Annotated in this window: 19 protein-coding genes and 1 rRNA gene; 17 read left to right on the top strand and 3 right to left on the bottom strand. The window is 44.3% G+C overall.

Annotated features, from left to right (window positions below):
* From rrf to AC0MXB_RS18180, 5 genes are all read left to right on the top strand, one after another.
* Window positions 1–108: ribosomal RNA gene (gene rrf, locus AC0MXB_RS18200) — 5S ribosomal RNA — on the top strand; the annotation flags it as partial.
* A 517-nt stretch (window positions 109–625) separates the two neighbouring features.
* Complete coding sequence (locus AC0MXB_RS18195; RefSeq protein ID WP_474041142.1) at window positions 626–859, top strand: ACT domain-containing protein; 234 nt, start codon at window positions 626–628, stop codon at window positions 857–859.
* Window positions 860–908: 49 nt separating this feature from the next.
* Window positions 909–1,901: a ketol-acid reductoisomerase gene (gene ilvC, locus AC0MXB_RS18190; protein WP_474041141.1), complete on the top strand. Its 993-nt coding sequence runs from the start codon at window positions 909–911 to the stop codon at window positions 1,899–1,901.
* 19 nt (window positions 1,902–1,920) lie between these two features.
* The gene (gene ilvB, locus AC0MXB_RS18185) at window positions 1,921–3,624 is read left to right on the top strand and encodes a biosynthetic-type acetolactate synthase large subunit (RefSeq protein WP_474041145.1); all 1,704 of its coding nucleotides are present in this window, start codon (window positions 1,921–1,923) and stop codon (window positions 3,622–3,624) included.
* 118 nt (window positions 3,625–3,742) lie between these two features.
* The gene (locus tag AC0MXB_RS18180) at window positions 3,743–4,378 is read left to right on the top strand and encodes an NUDIX hydrolase (protein WP_474041140.1); all 636 of its coding nucleotides are present in this window, start codon (window positions 3,743–3,745) and stop codon (window positions 4,376–4,378) included.
* Between the two features lie 40 nt (window positions 4,379–4,418).
* Here AC0MXB_RS18180 and AC0MXB_RS18175 read toward each other — a convergent pair whose 3' ends face one another.
* Window positions 4,419–4,691: a hypothetical protein gene (locus tag AC0MXB_RS18175; RefSeq protein ID WP_474041139.1), complete on the bottom strand. Its 273-nt coding sequence runs from the start codon at window positions 4,689–4,691 to the stop codon at window positions 4,419–4,421.
* 375 nt (window positions 4,692–5,066) lie between these two features.
* On the opposite strand from AC0MXB_RS18175, the gene AC0MXB_RS18170 reads away from it, so the two are divergent.
* The 11 genes from AC0MXB_RS18170 (at window position 5,067) to AC0MXB_RS18120 (ending at window position 17,462) form a co-directional block, all read left to right on the top strand.
* Window positions 5,067–6,350 (top strand): dicarboxylate/amino acid:cation symporter, encoded by a 1,284-nt coding sequence (locus AC0MXB_RS18170; protein ID WP_474041138.1) that lies wholly within the window; start codon window positions 5,067–5,069, stop codon window positions 6,348–6,350.
* Between the two features lie 104 nt (window positions 6,351–6,454).
* Complete coding sequence (locus AC0MXB_RS18165; protein WP_474041137.1) at window positions 6,455–7,546, top strand: glycosyl hydrolase family 18 protein; 1,092 nt, start codon at window positions 6,455–6,457, stop codon at window positions 7,544–7,546.
* Window positions 7,547–7,613: 67 nt separating this feature from the next.
* Entirely contained in the window at window positions 7,614–7,826 is a 213-nt protein-coding gene (locus AC0MXB_RS18160) for a heavy-metal-associated domain-containing protein (protein WP_474041136.1), read from the top strand.
* Between the two features lie 121 nt (window positions 7,827–7,947).
* On the top strand, window positions 7,948–9,291 hold the full coding sequence (locus AC0MXB_RS18155; protein WP_474041135.1) for an LCP family protein: 1,344 nt from the start codon (window positions 7,948–7,950) through the stop codon (window positions 9,289–9,291).
* A gap of 271 nt (window positions 9,292–9,562) precedes the next feature.
* Window positions 9,563–10,219: a precorrin-2 dehydrogenase/sirohydrochlorin ferrochelatase family protein gene (locus AC0MXB_RS18150; RefSeq protein ID WP_474041134.1), complete on the top strand. Its 657-nt coding sequence runs from the start codon at window positions 9,563–9,565 to the stop codon at window positions 10,217–10,219.
* On the top strand, window positions 10,188–11,501 hold the full coding sequence (hemA, locus tag AC0MXB_RS18145; protein ID WP_474041133.1) for a glutamyl-tRNA reductase: 1,314 nt from the start codon (window positions 10,188–10,190) through the stop codon (window positions 11,499–11,501). Before AC0MXB_RS18150 ends, hemA begins: the two co-directional genes overlap by 32 nt.
* Window positions 11,467–12,387 (top strand): hydroxymethylbilane synthase, encoded by a 921-nt coding sequence (gene hemC, locus AC0MXB_RS18140; protein WP_474041132.1) that lies wholly within the window; start codon window positions 11,467–11,469, stop codon window positions 12,385–12,387. The genes hemA and hemC overlap by 35 nt, the downstream gene beginning before the upstream one ends.
* A gap of 12 nt (window positions 12,388–12,399) precedes the next feature.
* On the top strand, window positions 12,400–13,929 hold the full coding sequence (gene cobA, locus AC0MXB_RS18135; RefSeq protein WP_474041131.1) for a uroporphyrinogen-III C-methyltransferase: 1,530 nt from the start codon (window positions 12,400–12,402) through the stop codon (window positions 13,927–13,929).
* 15 nt (window positions 13,930–13,944) lie between these two features.
* Window positions 13,945–14,925: a porphobilinogen synthase gene (gene hemB / locus AC0MXB_RS18130; protein ID WP_474041130.1), complete on the top strand. Its 981-nt coding sequence runs from the start codon at window positions 13,945–13,947 to the stop codon at window positions 14,923–14,925.
* On the top strand, window positions 14,925–16,235 hold the full coding sequence (hemL, locus tag AC0MXB_RS18125; protein WP_474041129.1) for a glutamate-1-semialdehyde 2,1-aminomutase: 1,311 nt from the start codon (window positions 14,925–14,927) through the stop codon (window positions 16,233–16,235). The genes hemB and hemL overlap by 1 nt, the downstream gene beginning before the upstream one ends.
* 396 nt (window positions 16,236–16,631) lie before the next feature.
* Complete coding sequence (locus AC0MXB_RS18120; protein ID WP_474041128.1) at window positions 16,632–17,462, top strand: MetQ/NlpA family ABC transporter substrate-binding protein; 831 nt, start codon at window positions 16,632–16,634, stop codon at window positions 17,460–17,462.
* Window positions 17,463–17,524: 62 nt separating this feature from the next.
* Here the strand turns inward: AC0MXB_RS18120 and AC0MXB_RS18115 are convergent, their stop codons facing one another.
* Window positions 17,525–17,926: a (deoxy)nucleoside triphosphate pyrophosphohydrolase gene (locus AC0MXB_RS18115; RefSeq protein WP_474041127.1), complete on the bottom strand. Its 402-nt coding sequence runs from the start codon at window positions 17,924–17,926 to the stop codon at window positions 17,525–17,527.
* A gap of 178 nt (window positions 17,927–18,104) precedes the next feature.
* Between AC0MXB_RS18115 and AC0MXB_RS18110 the strand changes: the two genes are divergently transcribed.
* Window positions 18,105–18,344, top strand: coding sequence for a CDGSH iron-sulfur domain-containing protein (locus AC0MXB_RS18110; RefSeq protein ID WP_474041126.1), 240 nt, complete (start codon window positions 18,105–18,107; stop codon window positions 18,342–18,344).
* Between the two features lie 82 nt (window positions 18,345–18,426).
* Here AC0MXB_RS18110 and AC0MXB_RS18105 read toward each other — a convergent pair whose 3' ends face one another.
* Window positions 18,427–20,574: a cell division protein FtsA gene (locus AC0MXB_RS18105; protein ID WP_474041125.1), complete on the bottom strand. Its 2,148-nt coding sequence runs from the start codon at window positions 20,572–20,574 to the stop codon at window positions 18,427–18,429.
* Between the last annotated feature and the right edge of the window lie 168 nt (window positions 20,575–20,742).

Raw genomic sequence — 20,742 nt, 5'->3', positions numbered from 1 at the left:
GATAGCTATGGGGTTCCACCTGTTCCCATCCCGAACACAGAAGTTAAGCCCATATACGTCGAAAGTACTTGGCTGGCGACGGCCTGGGAGGATAGATAGTTGCTGATTTCAAAAAACCACTTCATGATGAAGTGGTTTTTTGTTGTATAATTGGTTTGAATTTACAAGAATAATTTGGGATTGCGAGATGGTTTACAAAGTCGGCTAAAAAATAGTTAATTTTATTTTTGTATTTACACTTGACAACTTTACACCTAAATGGCATAATAATCTCCAATACTACTTTACAAAGTTACATGCAAAAAAGGTTATGATTGGGGAAAAGGTGTTAGCTTCTTGTTCACAGAGAGCCGGTGGTGCTGCAAACCGGTACGGAACTAACTACTGATTAGTCGCCCAGGAACCCTTTGTTGAAAGGCAATTTTGCAACGTTTAGGTTTGCAAAATTTGTTTATTAGATAAAAGCGCTTTCTGCCCGTTAACGCAGAACCGTTGTTCACATCGGAGTGAGTAAAAGTTAGGGTGGTACCGTGCATCAAGCACCCCTGTCGGCAGAAATGTCACAGGGGTGCTTTTTTATATGCAAATAAAGGCAACATGGCTTGCTAAAAGGAGGAGGAGTAAGATGAAAGAGCAGTTGTGCCTCATAGTGGAAAATCAACCGAATGCCCTATCGCGTATCTTTCGCCTTTTGGCTCGTTATGAAGTGAATATCCAATCTTTGTCGATTCAAAAGGACGATGCGCAAGATCATTTAGAAATTATGTTAACAACTGAGGAAGAAACTGTGAGTCAGCAATTTATTCGCATGCTTTCGAAATTAATCGAAGTGATTGATGTCAGAGTGGCTTGTGAATAGTTGTTTACACAATAAAAATCAAAATAAAAGCATTTAAGGAGAGAGAACGATGGCAAATATGTATTATGACAAAGACGCAAACTGGGACGCAATGAAAGACTTAATTGTGGCAATTATCGGTTATGGCAGTCAAGGCCATGCACATGCTTTAAATCTACACGAAAGCGGTGTTAAAGTAATTGTCGGTCTTCATGAAGGCAGCGCCTCTATTGCGAAAGCAAAAGCCGCCGGTCTCTCCGTAACTGATGTAGCCAGTGCGGCAGCGGCAGCAGATGTAGTGATGATCCTTATTCCTGATGAAAAACAAGGTAAGGTGTATACAGAATCCATTCAACCTCATTTGAAACCAGGTAACGCCCTTGCTTTTGCCCACGGCTTTAATATTCATTTTAATCAGATCGTTCCGCCAGCAGGTGTTGATGTGTTTATGGTCGCACCAAAAGGTCCTGGTCATCTGGTTCGTCGGATGTTTGAAGAAGGGAAAGGCGTTCCTTGTCTGGTTGCTGTCCATCAAGACGCTACCGGAAAAGCAGCTGAATTGGCTTTGGCTTATGCCAGAGGAATCGGCGGCACAAGAGCTGGGGCGATTAAAACAACCTTTAAGGAAGAAACCGAAACAGATCTTTTTGGTGAACAAGCTGTACTTTGCGGTGGGTTAACGGCTTTGATCAAAAACGGCTTTGAAACTTTAGTCGAAGCAGGCTATCAGCCGGAAGTAGCTTATTTTGAATGTCTCCATGAAATGAAATTGATCGTAGATCTTATGTATGAAGGCGGCATGGCAAATATGCGCTACTCCATTAGTGATACGGCTGAGTATGGCGATTATGTAACTGGCAGCCGGATTATTACTGACAATACGCGCACAGAAATGAGACAAATTTTAAAAGAAATTCAAAATGGAACGTTTGCTGAAAAATGGCTGCTAGAAAATATGCTCAATCGACCCGCCTTTACTGCTGCACGCAAGAATGAAGCGGAGCACCAAATCGAACAGGTCGGAAAAGAATTACGTGAAATGATGCCATGGTTGAAAAAATAAGGAGGAATCCATTGTGAAAATGTCAGGAGCCCAGGCGATTGTAAATTGTTTACTTGAACAAGGTGTCTCAACTGTCTTTGGCTATCCTGGCGGCAGTATACTTCCTCTTTATGACGCTTTGTATCAAGGCCCGATTCATCATGTGCTAACCGTTCATGAACAGGGAGCGGTTCACGCCGCTGACGGTTATGCGAGAGCTTCGGGGAAGGCTGGTGTTTGTTTAGCTACATCCGGTCCGGGGGCAACAAATCTGATTACTGGACTAGCAACAGCTTATCTTGATTCTGTACCAGTCATTGCAATTACTGGCCAAGTAGGAACCGCCTTTATTGGACGTGATTCCTTTCAAGAGACAGATATGGTCAGCTTAACCTTAGCCATTACGAAGCACAACTTTTTAGTTACTAAGCCGCAAAATTTGGTTCCCACACTGCGCCGTGCATTTACAATCGCGCTTTCTGGGCGGCCTGGCCCTGTTTTGATTGATATTCCTGTAGATATTCAAAAGTGTGAAGTTGACTGGGAACCACTTCCACAAGAAAAGTTTATACAGCAAGGACAGGGACTGGATGGAGCAGAAAAAAATCTGCAAGAAGGCCTTGATAAAGCGAAAAGCGATGTTTCACCAGACCTTCTTCAAGCGATTAAGATTATCGAAGCGGCAAGCCAGCCCGTAATTTTAGTGGGCGGCGGCGTGATTCGCGGCAATGCAAGTGCTGCTGTTGCTGATTTTAGTCGTAAGTATCAGGCACCCATTGTAGCCACACTTATGGGAATTGGCGCAGTACCGTCATCACAGGAAACCTTTTTGGGATTAACTGGCCTTCATGGTCATAAGCAAGCCAATCGGGCGATTCAAGAAGCGGATCTACTTATTGCCATAGGCTGTCGCTTCAGTGATCGTCTTACTGGTAAGGCCAGTGGCTACCACCGTAATAAGAAGGTCATTCATATCGATATTGATCAGACTGAGCTAGATAAAAATGTAGCGATTACCGTAGGTTTAGCTGGGCCAATAGAACCAATTCTGAATGAGTTGTGTCGTAAAATGACAGCTAGAAAGTTTGATGCTTGGCGGCAACGCGTGACAAGCTGGCAGGAAACTTCAATCGAATACGATAGCGACAGTTTATCAGCTTCTCAAGTGTTTCAGTATTTGAACAAGGTAAGGCAGGGAAAAGAAACTCTCTATGTTACTGATGTAGGCCAAAATCAGATGTGGGCCGCTCAAAACTTAAAGATCGAAAAGCCTCGTCAGTGGATTACATCAGGCGGTTTTGGGACGATGGGATTTGGTCTTCCTGCGGCAATCGGTGCGGCCTTTGCCTGTCCCAATACGGATATTATTCATTTGGCAGGCGATGGCGCCTTTAAGATGACAGGGACAGAATGGTTTACGGCTGTACGGGAAGGAAAACGACTGATTAGTATTATTTTTGATAATGGCTGTTTGGGCATGGTCCGTCAATTACAAACGCTATTTTATGAAGAGCGTTACGCCGAAACTACCATTGGCAGCTTTGACTTTCAACAATTTGTCGGCGCCTGCGGCGTTACTTCGGCTTTTGTCAAAACGCTCGATGAATTTGCTGCAGCTTATGAACAGGCGCAGCAGCAAACAAGGGGGATGGTTATTATTGTAAAAATCCCGCCAGAAGAACTTGTTTTTCCGATGCTTCGTCCAGGCGGCGCTTTGGGCGAATATGTAGAAGTCTCATACTAGAAAAAGCCAGAACCGCAGTTTGAAGCGGTTCTGGCTTTTTTTCACGGAAAGAGGGTTCTTTTTTTATTTCGCAGAATATAATGAAGAGCAGTAAAAATGTCCAAGGAGTTGAACTATTGTGGATAAAGACAAGTTGACATTCCGTCTCCAGCATTATGAGCAGCAATGCTTCCAGTTGATTGATAATGAGAGAGATTATTTTTCTTCCGCTGTATTGATTCCATTGATAGAAGAAGCAGGAAAGTGGTCAATTGCTTTTGAGGTTCGCTCAAGGGACTTAAATTGGCAGCCTGGCGAAATTTGTCTACCTGGAGGTAAGGTAGAGAAGGATGATATTAGTTCTGCCATGACAGCTGTACGGGAAACTTGTGAAGAACTAGGAATTCAAGAAAAGCAGATTGAAGTTCTCGGTTCACTTAAATGTGTAGTAAGTCCGCTAGGGGTTATTATTTGCCCGCATGTAGGAATTGTCCGAGATTTTTCTAAGATTTCCCCAAATCCCAAAGAGGTAAGTGAAGTCTTTACTGTTCCGGTAGAGCATTTTTTTAATGAAAAACCGCGACGAGCCAAAATGGAAGTGGCAACAAGGCCTGGCGATAATTTTCCCTTTGAACTTGTGTCACCGCAATTTAATCGGGATTGGCGCAAAAGAAGTGCTTATTCTGTGTTATTTTATACCTATAATGATTACGTAATTTGGGGCCTTACGGCTCGGGTGATTCTTAGCTTTGTGAGAATGTATTGCCAGAAATAATTAAAGGGCTGTCACACTTTCGTGTGATAGCCCTTATTTGTTAGAGACTGAGTTTTTGAATCCGCCAAGCTTGTCCGTGTACTGCTTCATTATATAAGTCGGTCAGAGTTTGAAAGATGGTAGCTCGCTTTATGGTACGTTTTTTCGTTAGAAGCGAAAATTTGAACCAATGCCCTTCTTTTGAGAGCAAATATAAGGTTTTATTAATTTCCAACAAAATGCTTTTACTCGGTGAAACTGTGAGTGCATCTTCCAGCTTTTTAACAGCAGGACCATCAAGCGGCGGAGCAGGCATTAATACATTGTGGCTCATAGATCATACACTCCCTTGTAAAAAAATAGTCTAATTTAACTGAAAAATCAGTCAGAAGATTTGTTTCTATTATAGCACCTTTAGTAAAAAAGAAAAGCAAAAAATCATTTTCTTTGTAAATAATTATAACACATATAACTTATTATTTGTTATTTTTTCAAGTAAATGTAATGTTTATAATAAATAAAAGGTACCATATTAAGGGATTTGCAAATATTGTCATTCTCTCAAGGATAAGTACTTTCCGTGTTGCTTTTTAGTATTGTCTTTTTAACGGAGAATTTGTGCTATAATTCTATTGTGGAAATATTTTTAAAAAGGATGGAAAAACAAGTGAGAAAAAGATGACTAAACAAATGATGGGGAGGAAGTACTATGGAAGAGGAAGTTAAACAAACGCAGGCAAAAAAGAAAGGACGTTTTACTTTAGGTCTCACAAGCAAGATTTTTCTAGGACTTATCTTGGGGGCTGCTTTCGGGGCTTTATCACCGTATTATGGTGCGATGATGAAACCAGTTGGTGACATGTTTATTCGCATGATTAAGATGATCGTAGTTCCACTGATTTTTAGTTCATTAGTTATGGGGATTGCAGGTACTGGCGATTTTAAAAAACTAGGGAGACTTGGTGCGAAAGCGCTGATTTGGTTTGAATCTGCTACGACAGTCGCTTTATTTGTTGGTTTATTTGTCGTCAATGTTGCGCAGCCCGGTGCAGGCGTTAACGTACCGGTATCAGGCGATGCCAGTTCGGTAACGGCTGCAGCAGGCAAACATATTGACTTGATGCAGATGTTCGTGAACATTGTACCGACGAATATTGTCGATGTGATGGCTAGGCAAGATATGTTGGCAATTATCTTTTTTGCTTGCTTCTTCGGTGTAGCTGCCGCCGCTATGGGAAAAACAGGCGAGCCTGTTGTCAAGCTATGCAGCGCTGTTACGGAAGTCATGTTTAAAGTGACTCACTATGTTATGGAGTTGGCGCCAATCGGCGTCTTTGCACTGATCGCCTATACGGTTTCTAAATTTGGTTTGGCTATGCTGATTCCGCTGGCAAAACTCATTGCCACACTGTATTTATCACTGATTATCTTTTTAGCATTGATCGTGCTCTTTGCGTCAATTATTTGCCGCATTAATTTTTATCATGTACTTAGAGCCATTAAAGATCCGCTGCTACTGGCTTTTTCGACGGCATCGAGTGAAGCTGCTTTGCCTGTAGCCATGGAAAAACTGCAGAAATTCGGGATTCCTAAACATATCGTAACTTTTGTTATGCCTACGGGTTATTCGTTTAATCTTGACGGTTCAACTTTATATAGCAGTTTAGCCGTTGTATTTATTTCGCAGATGTATCAGATTGACTTTCCTTTGAGTGCGCAGATTCTCATGGTACTTACTTTGATGTTATCAACGAAAGGGATTGCCGGTGTGCCTGGTGCCTCGATCATTGTTATTGCCGGAACGGTTGCTGCTTTCGGCCTGCCAGTAGAAGGCGTTGCGATTATTCTTGGTGTGGACCGTGTCATGGATATGGCTCGTACTTGCTGTAATGTTTTCGGCAACTGTATTGCTACAGTCGTTGTCGCCCGTTGGGAAAAAGAAATTACCAGTGACGATCTGGAAGTTGCCTACGCCAGAAGTTACGAAGACTAAGTTTGTTTTTTCATTTGTTTTTATGAAAAGCTTCGCATAAGATACTTTCGCCAGCCAATACTAGAAGAAAAGAAGTTAAGTGAAACTGGCGAAAGGGTGAAAATATGAAGTTACTGAAGCAATATCTGTTGTATGTGATGGGTTTTCTTTTGTTGTTTTCTTTGCTTCTTGGCGGCTGTTTGGGTAAACCAGCGCCGAAGCCGCTGCCTGATAACCCGAACCAAGCAGCGCAGCCAGCGCCGGACCCAGCTCCGCCGATGCCAGCCCGCATGGTCATCGGCTATTACGAAAATCCCTATCCTGGTACGCCGGATCAGACAGGCTCTTTTCCCAGCATGAAAACCTTTGCTGCTTCGATGACCGGTGTTGGGCCCTTTTGGTATCGGGCTACAGCCGATGGAACACTGGAAACGAAAGAAAGCCAGCTTGTCTATGATACAGGAAGGCAGCTTGGCTTAAAGATTTTTCCGCTTATTACGAATAAAACAGGCGCTACCGATGCTGTTTTAGGCGATCCTGCGACTCGCTCGAAAGTGGTCAACAATATTGTGAAAGTCGTAACAGAAAAACCTTATGACGGCGTCAATATTGATTTCGAGCTGCTGCCACCGAAGCAACGCGACAATCTTACTGCGTTTATGGCGGAACTTTATGAAAAAATCCACCCACTAAATAAACTAGTGATTATTTCGGTTTTCCCGCAGGTCGATGTGGCGGCGGATGTATCCGGCGCCTATGACTACAAGGCGCTAGCGCAAAATAGTGACTTTTTGCAGATTATGACGTATGATCATCACTGGTCAACATCGCCGCCTGGACCGATTGCCGAAATTAGCTGGTTTGAAAAGAACGTAAAGTATGCCATAGATGAGTGCGGCGCTCATAAAATTATTATTGGAGTTGGCGCTTACGGCTACGATTGGCCGGAAAAAGGCGCTGCTGAGACCGTTAAGTATGTTGACGCCATCGTCAAAGCAGAGCAAAATGGCGTAAAAATCAATTATGATGATAAGGACGAAGCGCCTTGGTTTAAATATAAGGGCCGTGAAGTCTGGTTTGAAAATGCCAAAAGTACCGCGGCAAAACTTGATGTAGTAGCTAGGTATAATCCGGCGGGGATCGCTATTTGGCGTCTTGGTCAAGAACAGCCCGAAATATGGGGGCTAATCGATCAAAAGTTTCCTAAGGGACAGTAGCAAATCGTGGCAGGTTTTTTCTCCTTTCGCAGCGAAACATCTTTTGATGGGAAAGGAGGAAGGCTTCTTGAATACTACAGAAATGATTCGTGTTGGCGGTATGACCTGCGGCAATTGCCAAAAGGCAGTAGAAGGCGCCGTACTTGCTCTTGAGGGAGTAAGCAGTGCTGTCGTGAGCTTAACGGAAGAGCGTCTTACTGTACAGTTTGATCAGACTAAGCTTTCTCTGGCAGCAATTAAAACAGCTGTTGAAGATATTGGTTTTGACATAATTGAATAAAGCGGGGGTTGCGTTTTTTTGTCAGAAATGTGTTGACTGACTTTGTCGCATCCTGTTATAATCAAAATTGGCCCAGAGTATTGGGCCTTTCTTTTATCTTTTAATAAGGGGGTGCGCTGATATGGCAGATGAACGAGTAGGTCAGCGTTTGGCAAGAAAACGCAAGAGTCGAAAAAAACGTATATTCATCGGCGTGCTTTTGTTTTTTCTGTTGGCGGCCGTAGCGGCTGGCGCAGCTTTTTTCTTGTTTGATGGTGAATTTAGTAAAGCCAAGCCAGCAACGGCAGAAGGCTCAGAGCAGAAAGTAAATATTTTAATTCTTGGTGTTGATGAACGGGCTGATGATGTCGGGCGATCTGATACAGCGCTGTTACTCACCGTAGATCCGAAGCAAAAGAAAGCCTCGCTACTATCGATTCCGCGAGATTCGCGTGTAAAGATTCCTGGCCACGGTTATGATAAAATTAATCATGCCTACGCCTATGGCGGTCATCGGTTATCCCAACAGGCGGTAGCGGATTTAGTGGGCGTACCTGTTGACTATTATGTGCTTATTAACTTTAAGGCTTTTTACAAAATTGTGGACGCCATTGGCGGCGTAGATATTAATGTAGAAAAACGGATGCGTTACAGTGATCCTTATGATGACGATGGGGGCCTTGTCATTGATTTGCAGCCAGGCATGCAGCACATGGATGGAAAAACTGCAATTCAGTATGTACGTTATCGCGATGAAGAAGGCGATATTGGCCGTGTCGCACGGCAGCAGCATTTCATGAAAGCCATTCTCGATCAAGTCACGAGCCCTTCTGTATTGCCGAAGATTCCGGCGATTATCAGCGAGGTCTTTGCAGCCGTAAAGACTGATTTAACAGTAGGCGATATGTTAAATCTTGCCAAGATCATGAAAGAAGCCCAGAAACAAGGACTAGAAACGGTGATGGTTCCTGGTAAGCCAGCCTATATTCAGGATATCAGTTATTGGCTGCCTGATATTGTGGCAGTACGTCAATATATGGCTCATGTTATGGGCATTTCCGATACGAAATATCTGGCAACAGCAGAACGCCACGCTAGTGAGTATACCCAGGCAGTACCGAAAGAAATGAAGATTGTGGAACAGCCAAAAGCGCCTGCTTCACCGAATTCGCCAAAGGGCACAGATAAAACAGCGGCTCCGAAAAAGCCTGCAACGCCAACATCAGCAAAGATCCAAGTTGATGTAATTAATTCGAGTGGTGTTAGCGCGACAGGTACTAAGGTGGCGGCAATGCTCCGTGATCAAGGTTTTGACGTATCTTCAGTGACACCAGGCAATCCGACGGCGACTACGGTTGTGGTAGCCCATACGTCAAATTCGGCGGCCTTGGAAAAGTTGAATAACTTGAGCTTTAAATATAATCTGCAAGTAAGTCGCGATGACAGCAACCATGTTACTGTCGTTGTCGGCAAAGATAATAATTAATTCCCCTGATTTGTCTTTAAATCGTCGGCCTGGTTGGGTTAAACCATTCAGCTGACGATTTTTTTGCTTATTTTTAAAATAATGATGAAATTTTTTGATATTTTTTCATAGGCCCTATTGTATTTGCGAAAATCCTATGTTATAATTTTCACATGTTAGAAATACACCCCTCACTTCAGCCCGTTACAGGGCTATTTTTTTTATGCATTTTTGAAATTGTAAAAGGATTCAATCATTTAAAAGCGAATCATACTGATAGAGAGTTTATATTGTGGTGATAACTGTGGGTGTGTATCCGGTAAACCTGAATTTAAAGGCAAGACGCTGCGCTGTGATTGGCGGCGGCGTGGTTGCTGAACGAAAAGTAGAGACTCTTCTTGCCGCTGAAGCTGAAGTGACGGTTTTTAGCCCTACCTTGACGAATAATTTGTCGAAATGGGCCGAAACAGAGTTGCTGTCAGCTTATTTGCGTGCCTATAAACCCGGCGAATTAGCTGATTTTTTTCTCGTGATCTGCGCCACCAATGACGCCACGGTGAATCGGCTAGCTGCACAAGAGGCCAAGGAAGCGAAAGCTCTCGTAAATGTAGTTGACGCACCAGAGTTATGTGATTTTACCGTACCAGCTCAAGTGAAGCGAAATGATTTGCTGCTGACTGTATCGACAGGCGGCCATAGTCCGAAATTTGCCCGGCTGGTGAAAGAACAGCTGGCTGCCGAGTATGGCGAGGAATATGGTATTTACCTAGAACTTTTGGGGCAAATTCGCTGCGATTTGAAACAGGAAAATTTATCCTCGAAAGAGCGGTGCTCTTTTTGGCAAAAATGTTTAGATAAGGAAGTTCTGGCTTTATTAAAAGCCGGTGAGATTAAAAGGGCGGAGGAAAAGATTCGTTATGCAGCTTGTTGTATTGGGACTCAATCATAAAACAGCACCTGTTGATGTGCGGGAATGTTTTCGCTTTAGCGATGAACAAATTCATAAGACCTTAAAGTATTTGTATGAGTATGAAATGATCCACGAATGTGTACTTCTTTCTACTTGCAATCGTACGGAAATGTATGCCGTCGTCGATGATGCTGATGATGCGCTGCCAGAAATGCAGGCTTTTTTAGAGAGACTAGCGGCAAGGCCTGTCGATATGGATGATTATATTTTCTATTATCAGGAAGAACAGTGTATTGAGCATCTCTTCCGTGTTGCTTCCAGTCTTGACTCTTTGGTTATTGGCGAAGGGCAAATTCTTAGCCAGGTAAAAAAAGCCTATGCTGTGGCTAGAGACTGTAAGACGACGAGCACCGTCCTGAATACGCTGTTCAATCGGGCGATTGCCGTCGGTAAAAAAGTAAGAACAGAAACACGGATTGCTTTTAATGCTGTATCCGTCAGTTTTGCTGCTGTCGAATTGGCGAAAAAAGTGCTAGGAAACTTACAGGATTCGAATGTATTGATTTTAGGCGCTGGTGAGATGAGCGAACTTACAGCGAAACATCTTGTAGAAAATGGTGTGAAAACCGTTTTTGTTTCCAACCGTCGTTATGAGCGGGCTGTAGATTTGGCAGATCGTTTTTCTGGTGTAGCTGTTCCGTTTGAAAAATTTCTTGATTGTGCGATTGACGCCGATATTATTATTACGTCTACAGGAGCGCCCCATTATATGATTCGTTCCTGGGAAGTTGCTCATATCATGCCGAAACGCAATGGACGGCCTCTTGTTCTAATCGATATTGCTGTGCCGCGCGATGTAGAGCCTGAAGTGGAAGCGATTGCTGGCGTTAAGCTCTATAATATTGATGCGTTGGAAGCTGTAGTCGAATCCAATATGCGCTTGCGGGAAAAGGAAGCTTTGCTCGCTGAGCAGATTATTAGTGAAGAATTAAGCGGCCTTGTTGATAAATTTCGGTATCTTTCATTTAGACCGGTCTTTTCCCGGTTAACGGCAAAAGCCGAAAGAATGCGGCAATATCAGATGAAAAAGGCTTTGGCCAAATTACCTGATTTGACCGAAGAAGAACGTAAAGTAATTGAAAATATGTCTAAGATGATTGTCCGTAAGCTGCTGCGTGATCCTTTCATTAAAATCAACGAAAGCGCTGGGACGGATAAGGAAGCCTATTATCTGGAAGCTTTGAAAAAGCTTCATAAACTGGACACGATTGGAGAAGGTGCATTAAGTGAAGCAAAATCTTGTCATCGGTACGCGCGCTAGTAAACTGGCTTTATGGCAGGCTGAGCATATTGCCGGCCTGATTCGTCGCCAGCATCCTGCTGTGACGGTGGAATTAAAGCATGTAGTTACAACTGGCGATAAAATATTAGATGTTCCTTTAGCCAATATTGGCGGCAAGGGATTGTTTACGAAAGAATTAGAAGTAGCTATGCTGCAAGGCGATATTGATCTGGCCGTCCATAGCTTAAAAGATATGCCGACGGAATTGCCGGAAGGCTTGATGCTTGCGGCGATTACGGAGCGCCATGATCCCGGCGATGCCCTTGTTAGCACGAAATATAAATCCTTTACGGAGTTGCCTCAGGGCGCCCGTGTTGGTACGTCAAGCTTGCGCCGCAAAGCGCAGTTGCTTCATGCTCGGCCGGACCTTGTCATTGAAAGTCTGCGGGGCAATTTGGATACACGGCTCAGAAAACTCGATGAAGGCCATTTTGATGCCATTATTTTAGCGGCAGCCGGGTTAAAACGTCTTGGTTGGGAAGAACGGATTGCGGAAATTTTACCAGAGAGTCTCTGTCTACCGGCAGTAGGTCAGGGAGCGCTCGCTATTGAAAGCCGCCAAGGCGATGAAGCAGTCAATTCCCTATTGGCGTTTCTTCATGATGAGCCGACCTATCAGGCAATTGCCGCAGAAAGAGCATTTTTAGCACGCGTCGAAGGCGGCTGTCAGGTGCCAGTTGGTGTGAAAGGCACACTTGGCGATAGCGAGCTTTTATTAGAAGCCGTCATTGCTTCTCTTGATGGGAAAACCGTCATTCGTCGCAAAGTGACGGGAACTACGGCAGCACCGGAAAAACTGGGTGTTCTTTTAGCCGAAGAAATGCTTGCTGCTGGCGGAGCGGAAATTTTAAGCGCCATCGAATAAGGAGGAAAGTCTTTGAATACTCAGGGAATCGTATACTTAGTGGGCGCAGGCCCCGGTGACTATAAATTAATTAGTGTAAAAGGCTTGGAATATTTAAAAGAGGCCGATACGGTTGTTTATGACAGACTGGCTGATCCCAGACTGCTTTCCTATGCACGGCCTGACGCCGAAATGATCTATGTCGGTAAAGCTTCCAGTCAGCATACGATGCGGCAGGAAGATATCAATAAACTACTTGTGAAGCTTGCCCAAGAAGGGAAAAAGGTAATCCGCTTAAAAGGAGGCGATCCTTTTGTATTTGGTCGTGGCGGCGAAGAAGCGTTGGAACTCAAAGAAGCTGGATTGCCCTTTGAAATTGTTCCTGGCATTACGTCCGCTATTTCGGTTCCGGCCTATGCGGGGATTCCCGTGACTCATCGCGGCATTGCTACATCGTTTGCCGTGATTACTGGTCATGAAGATCCGACGAAACCGGAGTCCACGATTCGCTGGGATAAGCTAGCTACAGGGACAGATACTCTTGTTTTTCTGATGGGCGTAGAAAATCTGCCTCATATTACGAAGAAATTAATGGAACATGGTCGTAGCGGCGATACACCGGCAGCGGTTATTCGCTGGGGTACGAAGCCGGAGCAGCGTGTATTGATTACCACCGTAGCCGCGGCAGCCAGTGATGTAGCAAAACAAGGAATTAAGCCGCCAGCAATCTTTTTGGTGGGAGAAGTCAGCAAATTGCGTGACGAACTCGCTTGGTTTGACCAGAAATTGCTGTTTGGCAAACAAGTTCTTATTACACGGGCCAGAGAGCAGGCCAGTGCATTGACGAGTAAATTAGAAGGACTTGGCGCTCAATGCTTTGAAGCGCCGTCCATTAAAATTGTGCCGCCGGAGAGCTTCGCTCCTGTCGATGCAGCCATTAATCAGTTAGACACTTATGACTGGGTTGTCTTTACGAGCACGAACGGCGTCGACGCTTTTTTTGCCAGACTGCGTGAAAACGGGAAAGACGCCAGAGCTTTTGCGAAAAATAAAGTAGCAGCCATCGGCGTTCAGACAGCTAATCAGCTCAAAAAATTCGGCATTTGCGCCGATCTTGTGCCGACTGAGTTTAGAGCCGAAGGCATTGTGGAAATGTTGTCGCCGCAGTTGACTCCTGGTATGAAAGTCTTGATCCCGAGAGCCCTTGTTGCGCGGGATCTTTTACCGGCAAAACTGAAAGAATGCGGTGTGACGGCGGAAGTCATCCCGGTTTATCAGACCATTACGGCTGATACGGACGGTAGTCAAATTGCCGCGAAATTACGGCAGGGTGAAATCGATCTTGTTACCTTTACAAGCTCTTCTACTGTGACCAATTTGCTGGATCTTTTAGGCGAAGGCGGCAAAGAATTGCTACAAACCGTAACTGTGGCTTGTATTGGCCCGATTACAGCAGAAACGTGTCTGAAAGCAGGCATTGAACCGACGATCGTAGCGTTAGAATATACCATAGCCGGACTTGTGACGGCCATTGAAGAATATTATCAACAAGGCACGCTTTAAGAGGAGGAATCTGTGATGAATTTGACTTATCGCCCCAGACGCTTGCGCGCCTCCGCGGGAATTCGCAATCTTGTGCGTGAGACAGTACTTACGCCCCATGATTTTATTTATCCTTTGTTTGTTGTACCTGGTGAAAAGGTACGGAAGGAAATATCAAGTCTACCTGGCGTTTGTCACTTGTCAGTCGATGAAGCAGTAATTGAAGCCAAAGCGGTACACGCTTTGGGCATCCCCGGCATTATCCTGTTTGGACTGCCAGAGTATAAAGATGAACAAGGCAGTAGCGCCTGGGATCAGAGTAGTCCGGTGCAAAAGGCCATTCGCGCCATTAAAGCAGCAGTGCCAAAACTCTTAGTCATTACGGACGTATGTATGTGCGAATATACGACGACAGGCCATTGCGGCATGACCAAGGGCGAAACGGTTGATAATGACCCAACCTTAGAGCTGCTGGCAAAGGTAGCTGTTAGCCATGCCGAAGCAGGCGCTGATGTTGTCGCTCCCTCTGATATGATGGATGGACGTATTGGCGTTATGCGTGAAGCCCTTGACGAAAAGGGCTTTGAAGATGTCACCATTATGGCTTACTCGGCCAAATATGCATCAGCTTACTATGGACCTTTCCGTGATGCTGCTGATTCGGCGCCGCAGTTTGGCGATAGACGGACCTATCAAATGGACCCAGCTAACGGCAGAGAAGCTATCCGCGAAGTCGAGCTCGATTTGGCCGAAGGCGCTGATATTGTCATGGTCAAACCAGCTCTTGCTTATTTAGATATTGTCCGCCAAGTCAAAGATCGTTTTGATGTACCTGTAGCGACTTATAATGTCAGTGGCGAATATGCTATGATCAAGGCAGCCGCTCTCAATGGCTGGATCGATGAGAAACGGACGGTTCTGGAAACTCTAACAAGCATGAAACGGGCCGGGGCTGATATGATTATTACGTATCATGCCATGGATGCTGCCAAGTGGTTGGCTGAGGGGGACAAATAATGGCTTTTTCACTAGAAAAATCAGCCGCCGCTTTTTTAGAGGCGAAAAAATATATTCCCGGCGGCGTCAATAGTCCCGTGCGGTCTTTCCGCAGTGTGGGCGGTACGCCTCCCTTTATTGCCAGTGCTCATGGCGCCCATATTCAAGATATTGACGGCAATGATTATATTGATTATGTGCTATCATGGGGGCCTTGTATTTTAGGTCATAGTCATGATGCCGTAACAAAGGCGCTGCAGGAAGCAGTCACTAAAGGGACAAGCTTTGGCGCTCCTACTTTGTTAGAAACTGAAGTAGCCAAACTAGTACGGGAAATCATGCCGAATATTGAACGGGTGCGCATGGTGAATTCCGGTACAGAGGCGACGATGAGTGCGCTGCGTTTGGCTAGAGCTTTTACCGGCCGCAGCAAAATTGTAAAATTTGAAGGTTGCTACCATGGCCATCATGATAGTCTGCTCGTGAAAGCTGGTTCTGGCGCTGCTACTTTTGGTGTACCTGATAGTCCTGGCGTTCCAGCAGCCGTAGCCAATACGACGATTACTGTTCCCTATAATGACAGCGCGGCGCTAGAGGCTGTATTTGCGAAAGAAGGATCAGAAATTGCTGCGGTAATCATTGAGCCGATTGCTGGCAACATGGGATTAGTCCTGCCGAAGGACGGTTACTTGGCAGAAGTACGCCGAATTACGAAACAGTATGACTCTCTGCTCATTTTTGATGAAGTCATGTGCGGTTTCCGTTGTGCTTTTGGCGGCGCTCAGGAACTTTATCAGATTACGCCTGATATTACCTGTCTCGGCAAAGTGATTGGCGGCGGTCTGCCTGTAGCTGCTTATGGCGGACGGGCGGACATTATGGATATGATTTCTCCGGCTGGCCCTGTGTATCAGGCGGGAACGCTGAGCGGCAATCCGCTCGCCATGACAGCTGGTTATGTGACTCTCAATCTGCTGAAAGAACATGCAGCAGAAAGTTATAAGCTGCTCACCGAAAAAACCACGCAGCTATGCCAGGGAATTCGCTCGGCTGCTGAATCCTATGGGCTGAATTATCAGTATCACCAGATCGGCTCCATGTTTGGCATGTTTTTCAGCAATGAGCCAGTGACGGATTATGAATCCGCTACAAAGTCTGATCTTGCCGCCTTTACAACGTATTTCCATGCGATGTTGCGTCAAGGAATCTATATGGCGCCGTCGCAGTTTGAATGCGCCTTCATGTCGCTTGCTCACAGTGACGAAGATATTGCTAAAACCATTGCCGCAAGCAAAGTGGCTTTTGGCGAAGTCGTGAAAAGCAAGAAATAGAAAAGATCTGGTGACCAACGGACTTCTAAAGCGTGGGTCACCGGTTCGAGGAATATTACTCGGGTAACGAATACAATTCATTGACTGCAGTCCTGTTGACAGGAGTAGTAAAGTCATTGTAAACTAGTAACACTAGCAATGAATCTCCGGGTACAATTCAATAATGGTTGATCAGAAATCTGAAGACCAAAGAAGTAAGATTAGATATCTTACTTCTTTGGTCTTTTTCTTTTCAAAATTGCGAAACACACTTGAACTAAAGAAAATCATCTGGAGATATAAATTTCTTTAGTTGAAGCATGATCTATTCATTTATAAAAGGGGGGAATTTTTTTCAGCCGTTTCTGAAGGGGATTTTTTTGTGTACTATCAATAAGCGCAGGGAGGAATTTAGACGTGAACAAGAAAAAAGTAGCTATGATTGGGCTGATGGCCATTTTGGCAATTGGCATTTTAAGCGGATGTGGAAACTCTACTGATTCTAAACAATCAAATAATCAAAATGGTACACCAACGGTAAAAGTCGGTACTACAGCTGGGCCGGGGGCGGAAGTATTAGAGCAGGTTAAAAAGGAAGCAGCAAAACAAAATCTAAATGTCGAGATTGTCGAATTTAATGATTATATCCAACCTAATGAGGCGTTGAGAGAGAAAAGTCTAGATATGAATGCTTTTCAGACGAAACCTTTTCTTGATAGTGAGAGTAGCTTGCGAGGTTATAAATTTTCAATGATCGGCAAATCCATTATTCTTCCCATGGGGGCGTATTCTAAAAAAATTACTTCGATAAATGACTTAAAATCAGGTGCTACTATAGCGATTCCTAATGATATTACGCAAGCTGGACGGGCATTGATGCTGATTGAAAAGTCTGGAGTTATAAAGCTAAAACCTGGCCTTGGCATGAAGGCTACTGTTAATGATATTGCAGAAAACCCTAAGAATGTTAAATTTATAGAAGTCGATGCGGCACAAACTCCGCGCTCATTAGAAGATGTTGATCTCGCGGCAATCAATACGAATTATGCACTGAATGTGGGGCTAAATCCGAAGAAAGATGCATTAATCTTAGAAGATAAAAACTCCCCTTGGGGTTGTTATATTGTAGCAAGAGAAGAAGATAAGGATAATCCCACTTTTCAACAATTTGTAAAAATATATGACTCAGAACCAATTGCTAAGTTTATTGAAGAACGTTTTCAAGGCTCTGTATTTCCGACATGGTAACGAGAATAGCATTAAAAACATATCACTACAAAGAAGAAGTATAGTAGTCTCAGATGAGATTACTATACTTCTTTTTCTTTAGCCAGTTTTTCGATAGTGGGGATATCAGCAGGAGCCCAGTTTAGCGATAAAAGATTTTCTCTTTTTAGCCAAATCAACTTTGCATGTTCCGTTGCGACAGGAGAACCAGAAACCAGTTTGCATTTCAATGTAATTAAATTGATAGTAAAGGTTTCATATTCATGGGTAACGTCATCAAATGGTTTGATATATTGAACCTGACATTTGAGTTCTTCGCGAATTTCTCTTTCGATGGCTTCAGATAGTGTTTCGCCTTTTTCTACTTTACCGCCGGGAAATTCCCAATAGTTAGGCAAACTCATTTGCAGGGACCGGAGAGCGCAGAGAATTTCACCTTGGTCATTTTCGATGATTGCGCCGACTACTTTGATAAATTTTTTCATAAAAGCACCTCTAAAGTGTAGGGTATCATATCAAGGCTATTAATTCAAATGAACATGAGGAATAGAGTTGGACGGTCATCGTTGTGTTAAGAATTAATGTTGTAGCTAGGCCGTATCCGTTTTCCTTTTTATAGTGACTAAGGGGTGTAAGTAAATTTTAAAAGTGGAGTGATTTTTGATGGAAAAACCAGTAGTTGCTCAAAAAAATCCAATTCCTGTGGATGTAAAAGCCGGAGAAACCTATTATTGGTGTTCGTGTGGCAAAAGTGCGAAACAACCTTTCTGTGATGGCTCCCATCAAGGAACTGCCTTTTCTCCCGTTGCTTTTACAGCAAAAGAAGATAAAACCGCATTTTTCTGCGGCTGTAAGCACAGCAAAAACGCACCGTTTTGTGATGGCGCCCATAATGATTTATAATAACTTCTTTTGATAGCTAAAGGGGCTGTCGTGCTAAGAGAATCTTTTCTTAGCGTGACAGCCCTTTTACGTTGTTATGATGTTATTCTCCGTCGGCAAAACTGATGATTACATCGACTTTGTCTTGATTTTTAACGAAGCTGGTAAATTCCGCGGGGGAACCGTTTAAGAGAATTTCAATTTTTTTTGCGCGGATGGTTGTGGGTTGGGAAAAACGAGCTGCTAGCATGACATCGCTAATCATGGGTTGTTTTTCTTTGCTAGTATATTCAATCACGGCTTTATCTGTCGCCGGTGCGTCAGGCTGGGCGATAGCGCCATTGACTTTAAGTTGCCAAACTCGGCTGGGAACACTTAAAGGCTTTTTGTTAAAGTGAACGGTCATATATTCTTCGGAATCGTTGCGCAGGCCAATCACTTGATACAGTTTTGGTTCTGGCGGCAGGATCACTTCAACGACTGAGGATGGGGTTACGGTCGTTGAAAGATCGGCTGGAAGTCCATTGATCTTATAGGAGGAGTCTACCACATAAGTACGCGGTGATCCGTTTACTTTATAAGTATATTCGCGTTTCGTTGCTGGAAAATCAATGAGTTTTAATACTTCTCGCAGGGTTTGCGCAGGGCGACAAATGATTTCATCGCGGTCAGCGACGCGAGAATCGGTCGAAGCCGCTTTGCCGTTAATTTTGAGAATGGGATGGACGGTATAAAGCTCATTATTAACTGTAACCATCATCGAGGGCGGTAAGGCAACGACTTCTTGTAATTGCGGCGTAGGTGTTTTGCCGTCTACGCCTTTTTTGACGACAAGTACATCGTGATCATTTAATTTCTCATCAAAGGAGACTTGGTTGCCATTTAGTGTAATGGAGCCAGGTTTTCCCTGACCGCCGGGAACAAACTGCGTTTTGCCGTTTACTTTAAGGGCCAGGCCCAGTCCGGGGCGCCCTGACAATTCGCGGATGTCAATTCCCGCAGCTAGCAGAGCATCTGCTACGGCGAGACTTCCCAAATTGAATAGACGAAGCGGCATGTCGTTTAGGGTGACGGAAATAAAGTTGAGGTGTTGGCTGGAAGACAGTTTTAAAATACCAAGCGGTGTGACGGCATCAGGTACTTGAAGATCTTCGGGAATCGTTTCAAGTCCGTCTACTTTTTCGGGACGGCGAATGGCCACACGGCCTTGATCAATGGCTAGAGCGGAAGCTAATGCCTCCGGTAGCAGGGGCGTCAAGGAACCGCCGCCAACAAGCAAGACTGCTTGGGGCGGTTCGGTGTTGAGACTAAGGATTTCTTTAGCGATGGCTTGGGCCAGATCATTGACTGTTGGCGCAATATTTTCTGTAATTTCTTTTGTAGATACTTTATGGGAGCAGCCAAGTACATCCATAAAGGAAACTTTACGGTTTTTATGATGAAGCTGTCGTTTCGCTGCTTCGGCAATATTAAAATCAAGGAGATATTTTTGCGAAATTGCTTCCGTGATTTCGTCGCCCGCGCAGGGAACCATGCCATATCCGACAACAGTGCCGTCTTTCGTTAAAGCTACGTCAGAAGTACCAGCGCCGATATCGACAAGGGCCAGATTTAAATGACGCATAGTCGGCGGAATGAGGACATGGATGGCGGCAATTGGTTCTAATGTCAATGTAGCCATTTCCAAACCGACATTAGAAATGGCTGACTCTAAGGAGTCAATAACTTGACGCGGTAGAAAGGTGGCGATAATTTCGGCTTCGGCTTTTTTGCCGCGCTGCCCGATGAGGCTTTTTAAGAAGAGACCGTCAAGGGAATAGGCAACGACACTGTAGCCAACACAATAATAATCGGAAGGGTTGGGGACCGAGCCAGAGGTAGCTATCTGGTGCTGGGCGTTTTGAATGGCAGTCAGATCAAGCGCTCGTTCATCTTCCACTTTCAAAATGCCATGGGTGTGAATATCGAGTTCCGCAGAACTTTTTATAGTACATAAAGCTCGTCCGGCCGCAGCTACAGAAACGCTTTTTAAAGGGCCTGTTTTCTCTTCCAGACGGTCTTTGATTTCTCGGATTACACTAGCTACTTCCAACACATCATGTATTTGACCGTCAAGCATGGCCCGCGTATTATGCTCCTGACGCTCGCAGGCGATAATTTGAATGGTGTTGTGTTCTGTCTTTTCGCCCACAAGGCCAACGACGCTGCGTGTGCCAATATCTAAGGCAAATAAATGCTGCTGTGTTTCCATTTATAAACTCCTCTTTCAAACGTTTTTTAAAAAATTCGTTCTTTAACGCCTTTTCCCCTTTTTTTCAAAGAGAAAGACAAAAAAATTAGTCTTTTTGTCTGATTGTGGCAAACGGTGCGATGGTTTTACTCTGCCTTCTTTTTGTATATTTCGTGAAAATAATTTGAT

The organism is Pelorhabdus sp. sgz311001 (assembly GCF_055901755.1).
The sequence above is the reverse complement of the archived record's forward strand: the minus strand, read 5'-3'. Positions and strand labels throughout refer to the sequence as shown.

What these genes read in the sequence shown, in the direction of transcription:
- AC0MXB_RS18170 (WP_474041138.1), top strand. Translation starts at nt 5,067, where the DNA reads ATGGAAGAGGAAGTTAAACAAACGCAGGCAAAAAAGAAAGGACGTTTT.
- hemB (WP_474041130.1), top strand. Translation starts at nt 13,945, where the DNA reads ATGAATTTGACTTATCGCCCCAGACGCTTGCGCGCCTCCGCGGGAATT.
- AC0MXB_RS18175 (WP_474041139.1), bottom strand. Translation starts at nt 4,691, where the DNA reads ATGAGCCACAATGTATTAATGCCTGCTCCGCCGCTTGATGGTCCTGCT.
- AC0MXB_RS18165 (WP_474041137.1), top strand. Translation starts at nt 6,455, where the DNA reads ATGAAGTTACTGAAGCAATATCTGTTGTATGTGATGGGTTTTCTTTTG.
- AC0MXB_RS18110 (WP_474041126.1), top strand. Translation starts at nt 18,105, where the DNA reads ATGGAAAAACCAGTAGTTGCTCAAAAAAATCCAATTCCTGTGGATGTA.
- AC0MXB_RS18105 (WP_474041125.1), bottom strand. Translation starts at nt 20,574, where the DNA reads ATGGAAACACAGCAGCATTTATTTGCCTTAGATATTGGCACACGCAGC.
- AC0MXB_RS18115 (WP_474041127.1), bottom strand. Translation starts at nt 17,926, where the DNA reads ATGAAAAAATTTATCAAAGTAGTCGGCGCAATCATCGAAAATGACCAA.
- ilvB (WP_474041145.1), top strand. Translation starts at nt 1,921, where the DNA reads ATGTCAGGAGCCCAGGCGATTGTAAATTGTTTACTTGAACAAGGTGTC.
- hemA (WP_474041133.1), top strand. Translation starts at nt 10,188, where the DNA reads ATGCAGCTTGTTGTATTGGGACTCAATCATAAAACAGCACCTGTTGAT.
- hemL (WP_474041129.1), top strand. Translation starts at nt 14,925, where the DNA reads ATGGCTTTTTCACTAGAAAAATCAGCCGCCGCTTTTTTAGAGGCGAAA.
- AC0MXB_RS18195 (WP_474041142.1), top strand. Translation starts at nt 626, where the DNA reads ATGAAAGAGCAGTTGTGCCTCATAGTGGAAAATCAACCGAATGCCCTA.
- ilvC (WP_474041141.1), top strand. Translation starts at nt 909, where the DNA reads ATGGCAAATATGTATTATGACAAAGACGCAAACTGGGACGCAATGAAA.
- AC0MXB_RS18155 (WP_474041135.1), top strand. Translation starts at nt 7,948, where the DNA reads ATGGCAGATGAACGAGTAGGTCAGCGTTTGGCAAGAAAACGCAAGAGT.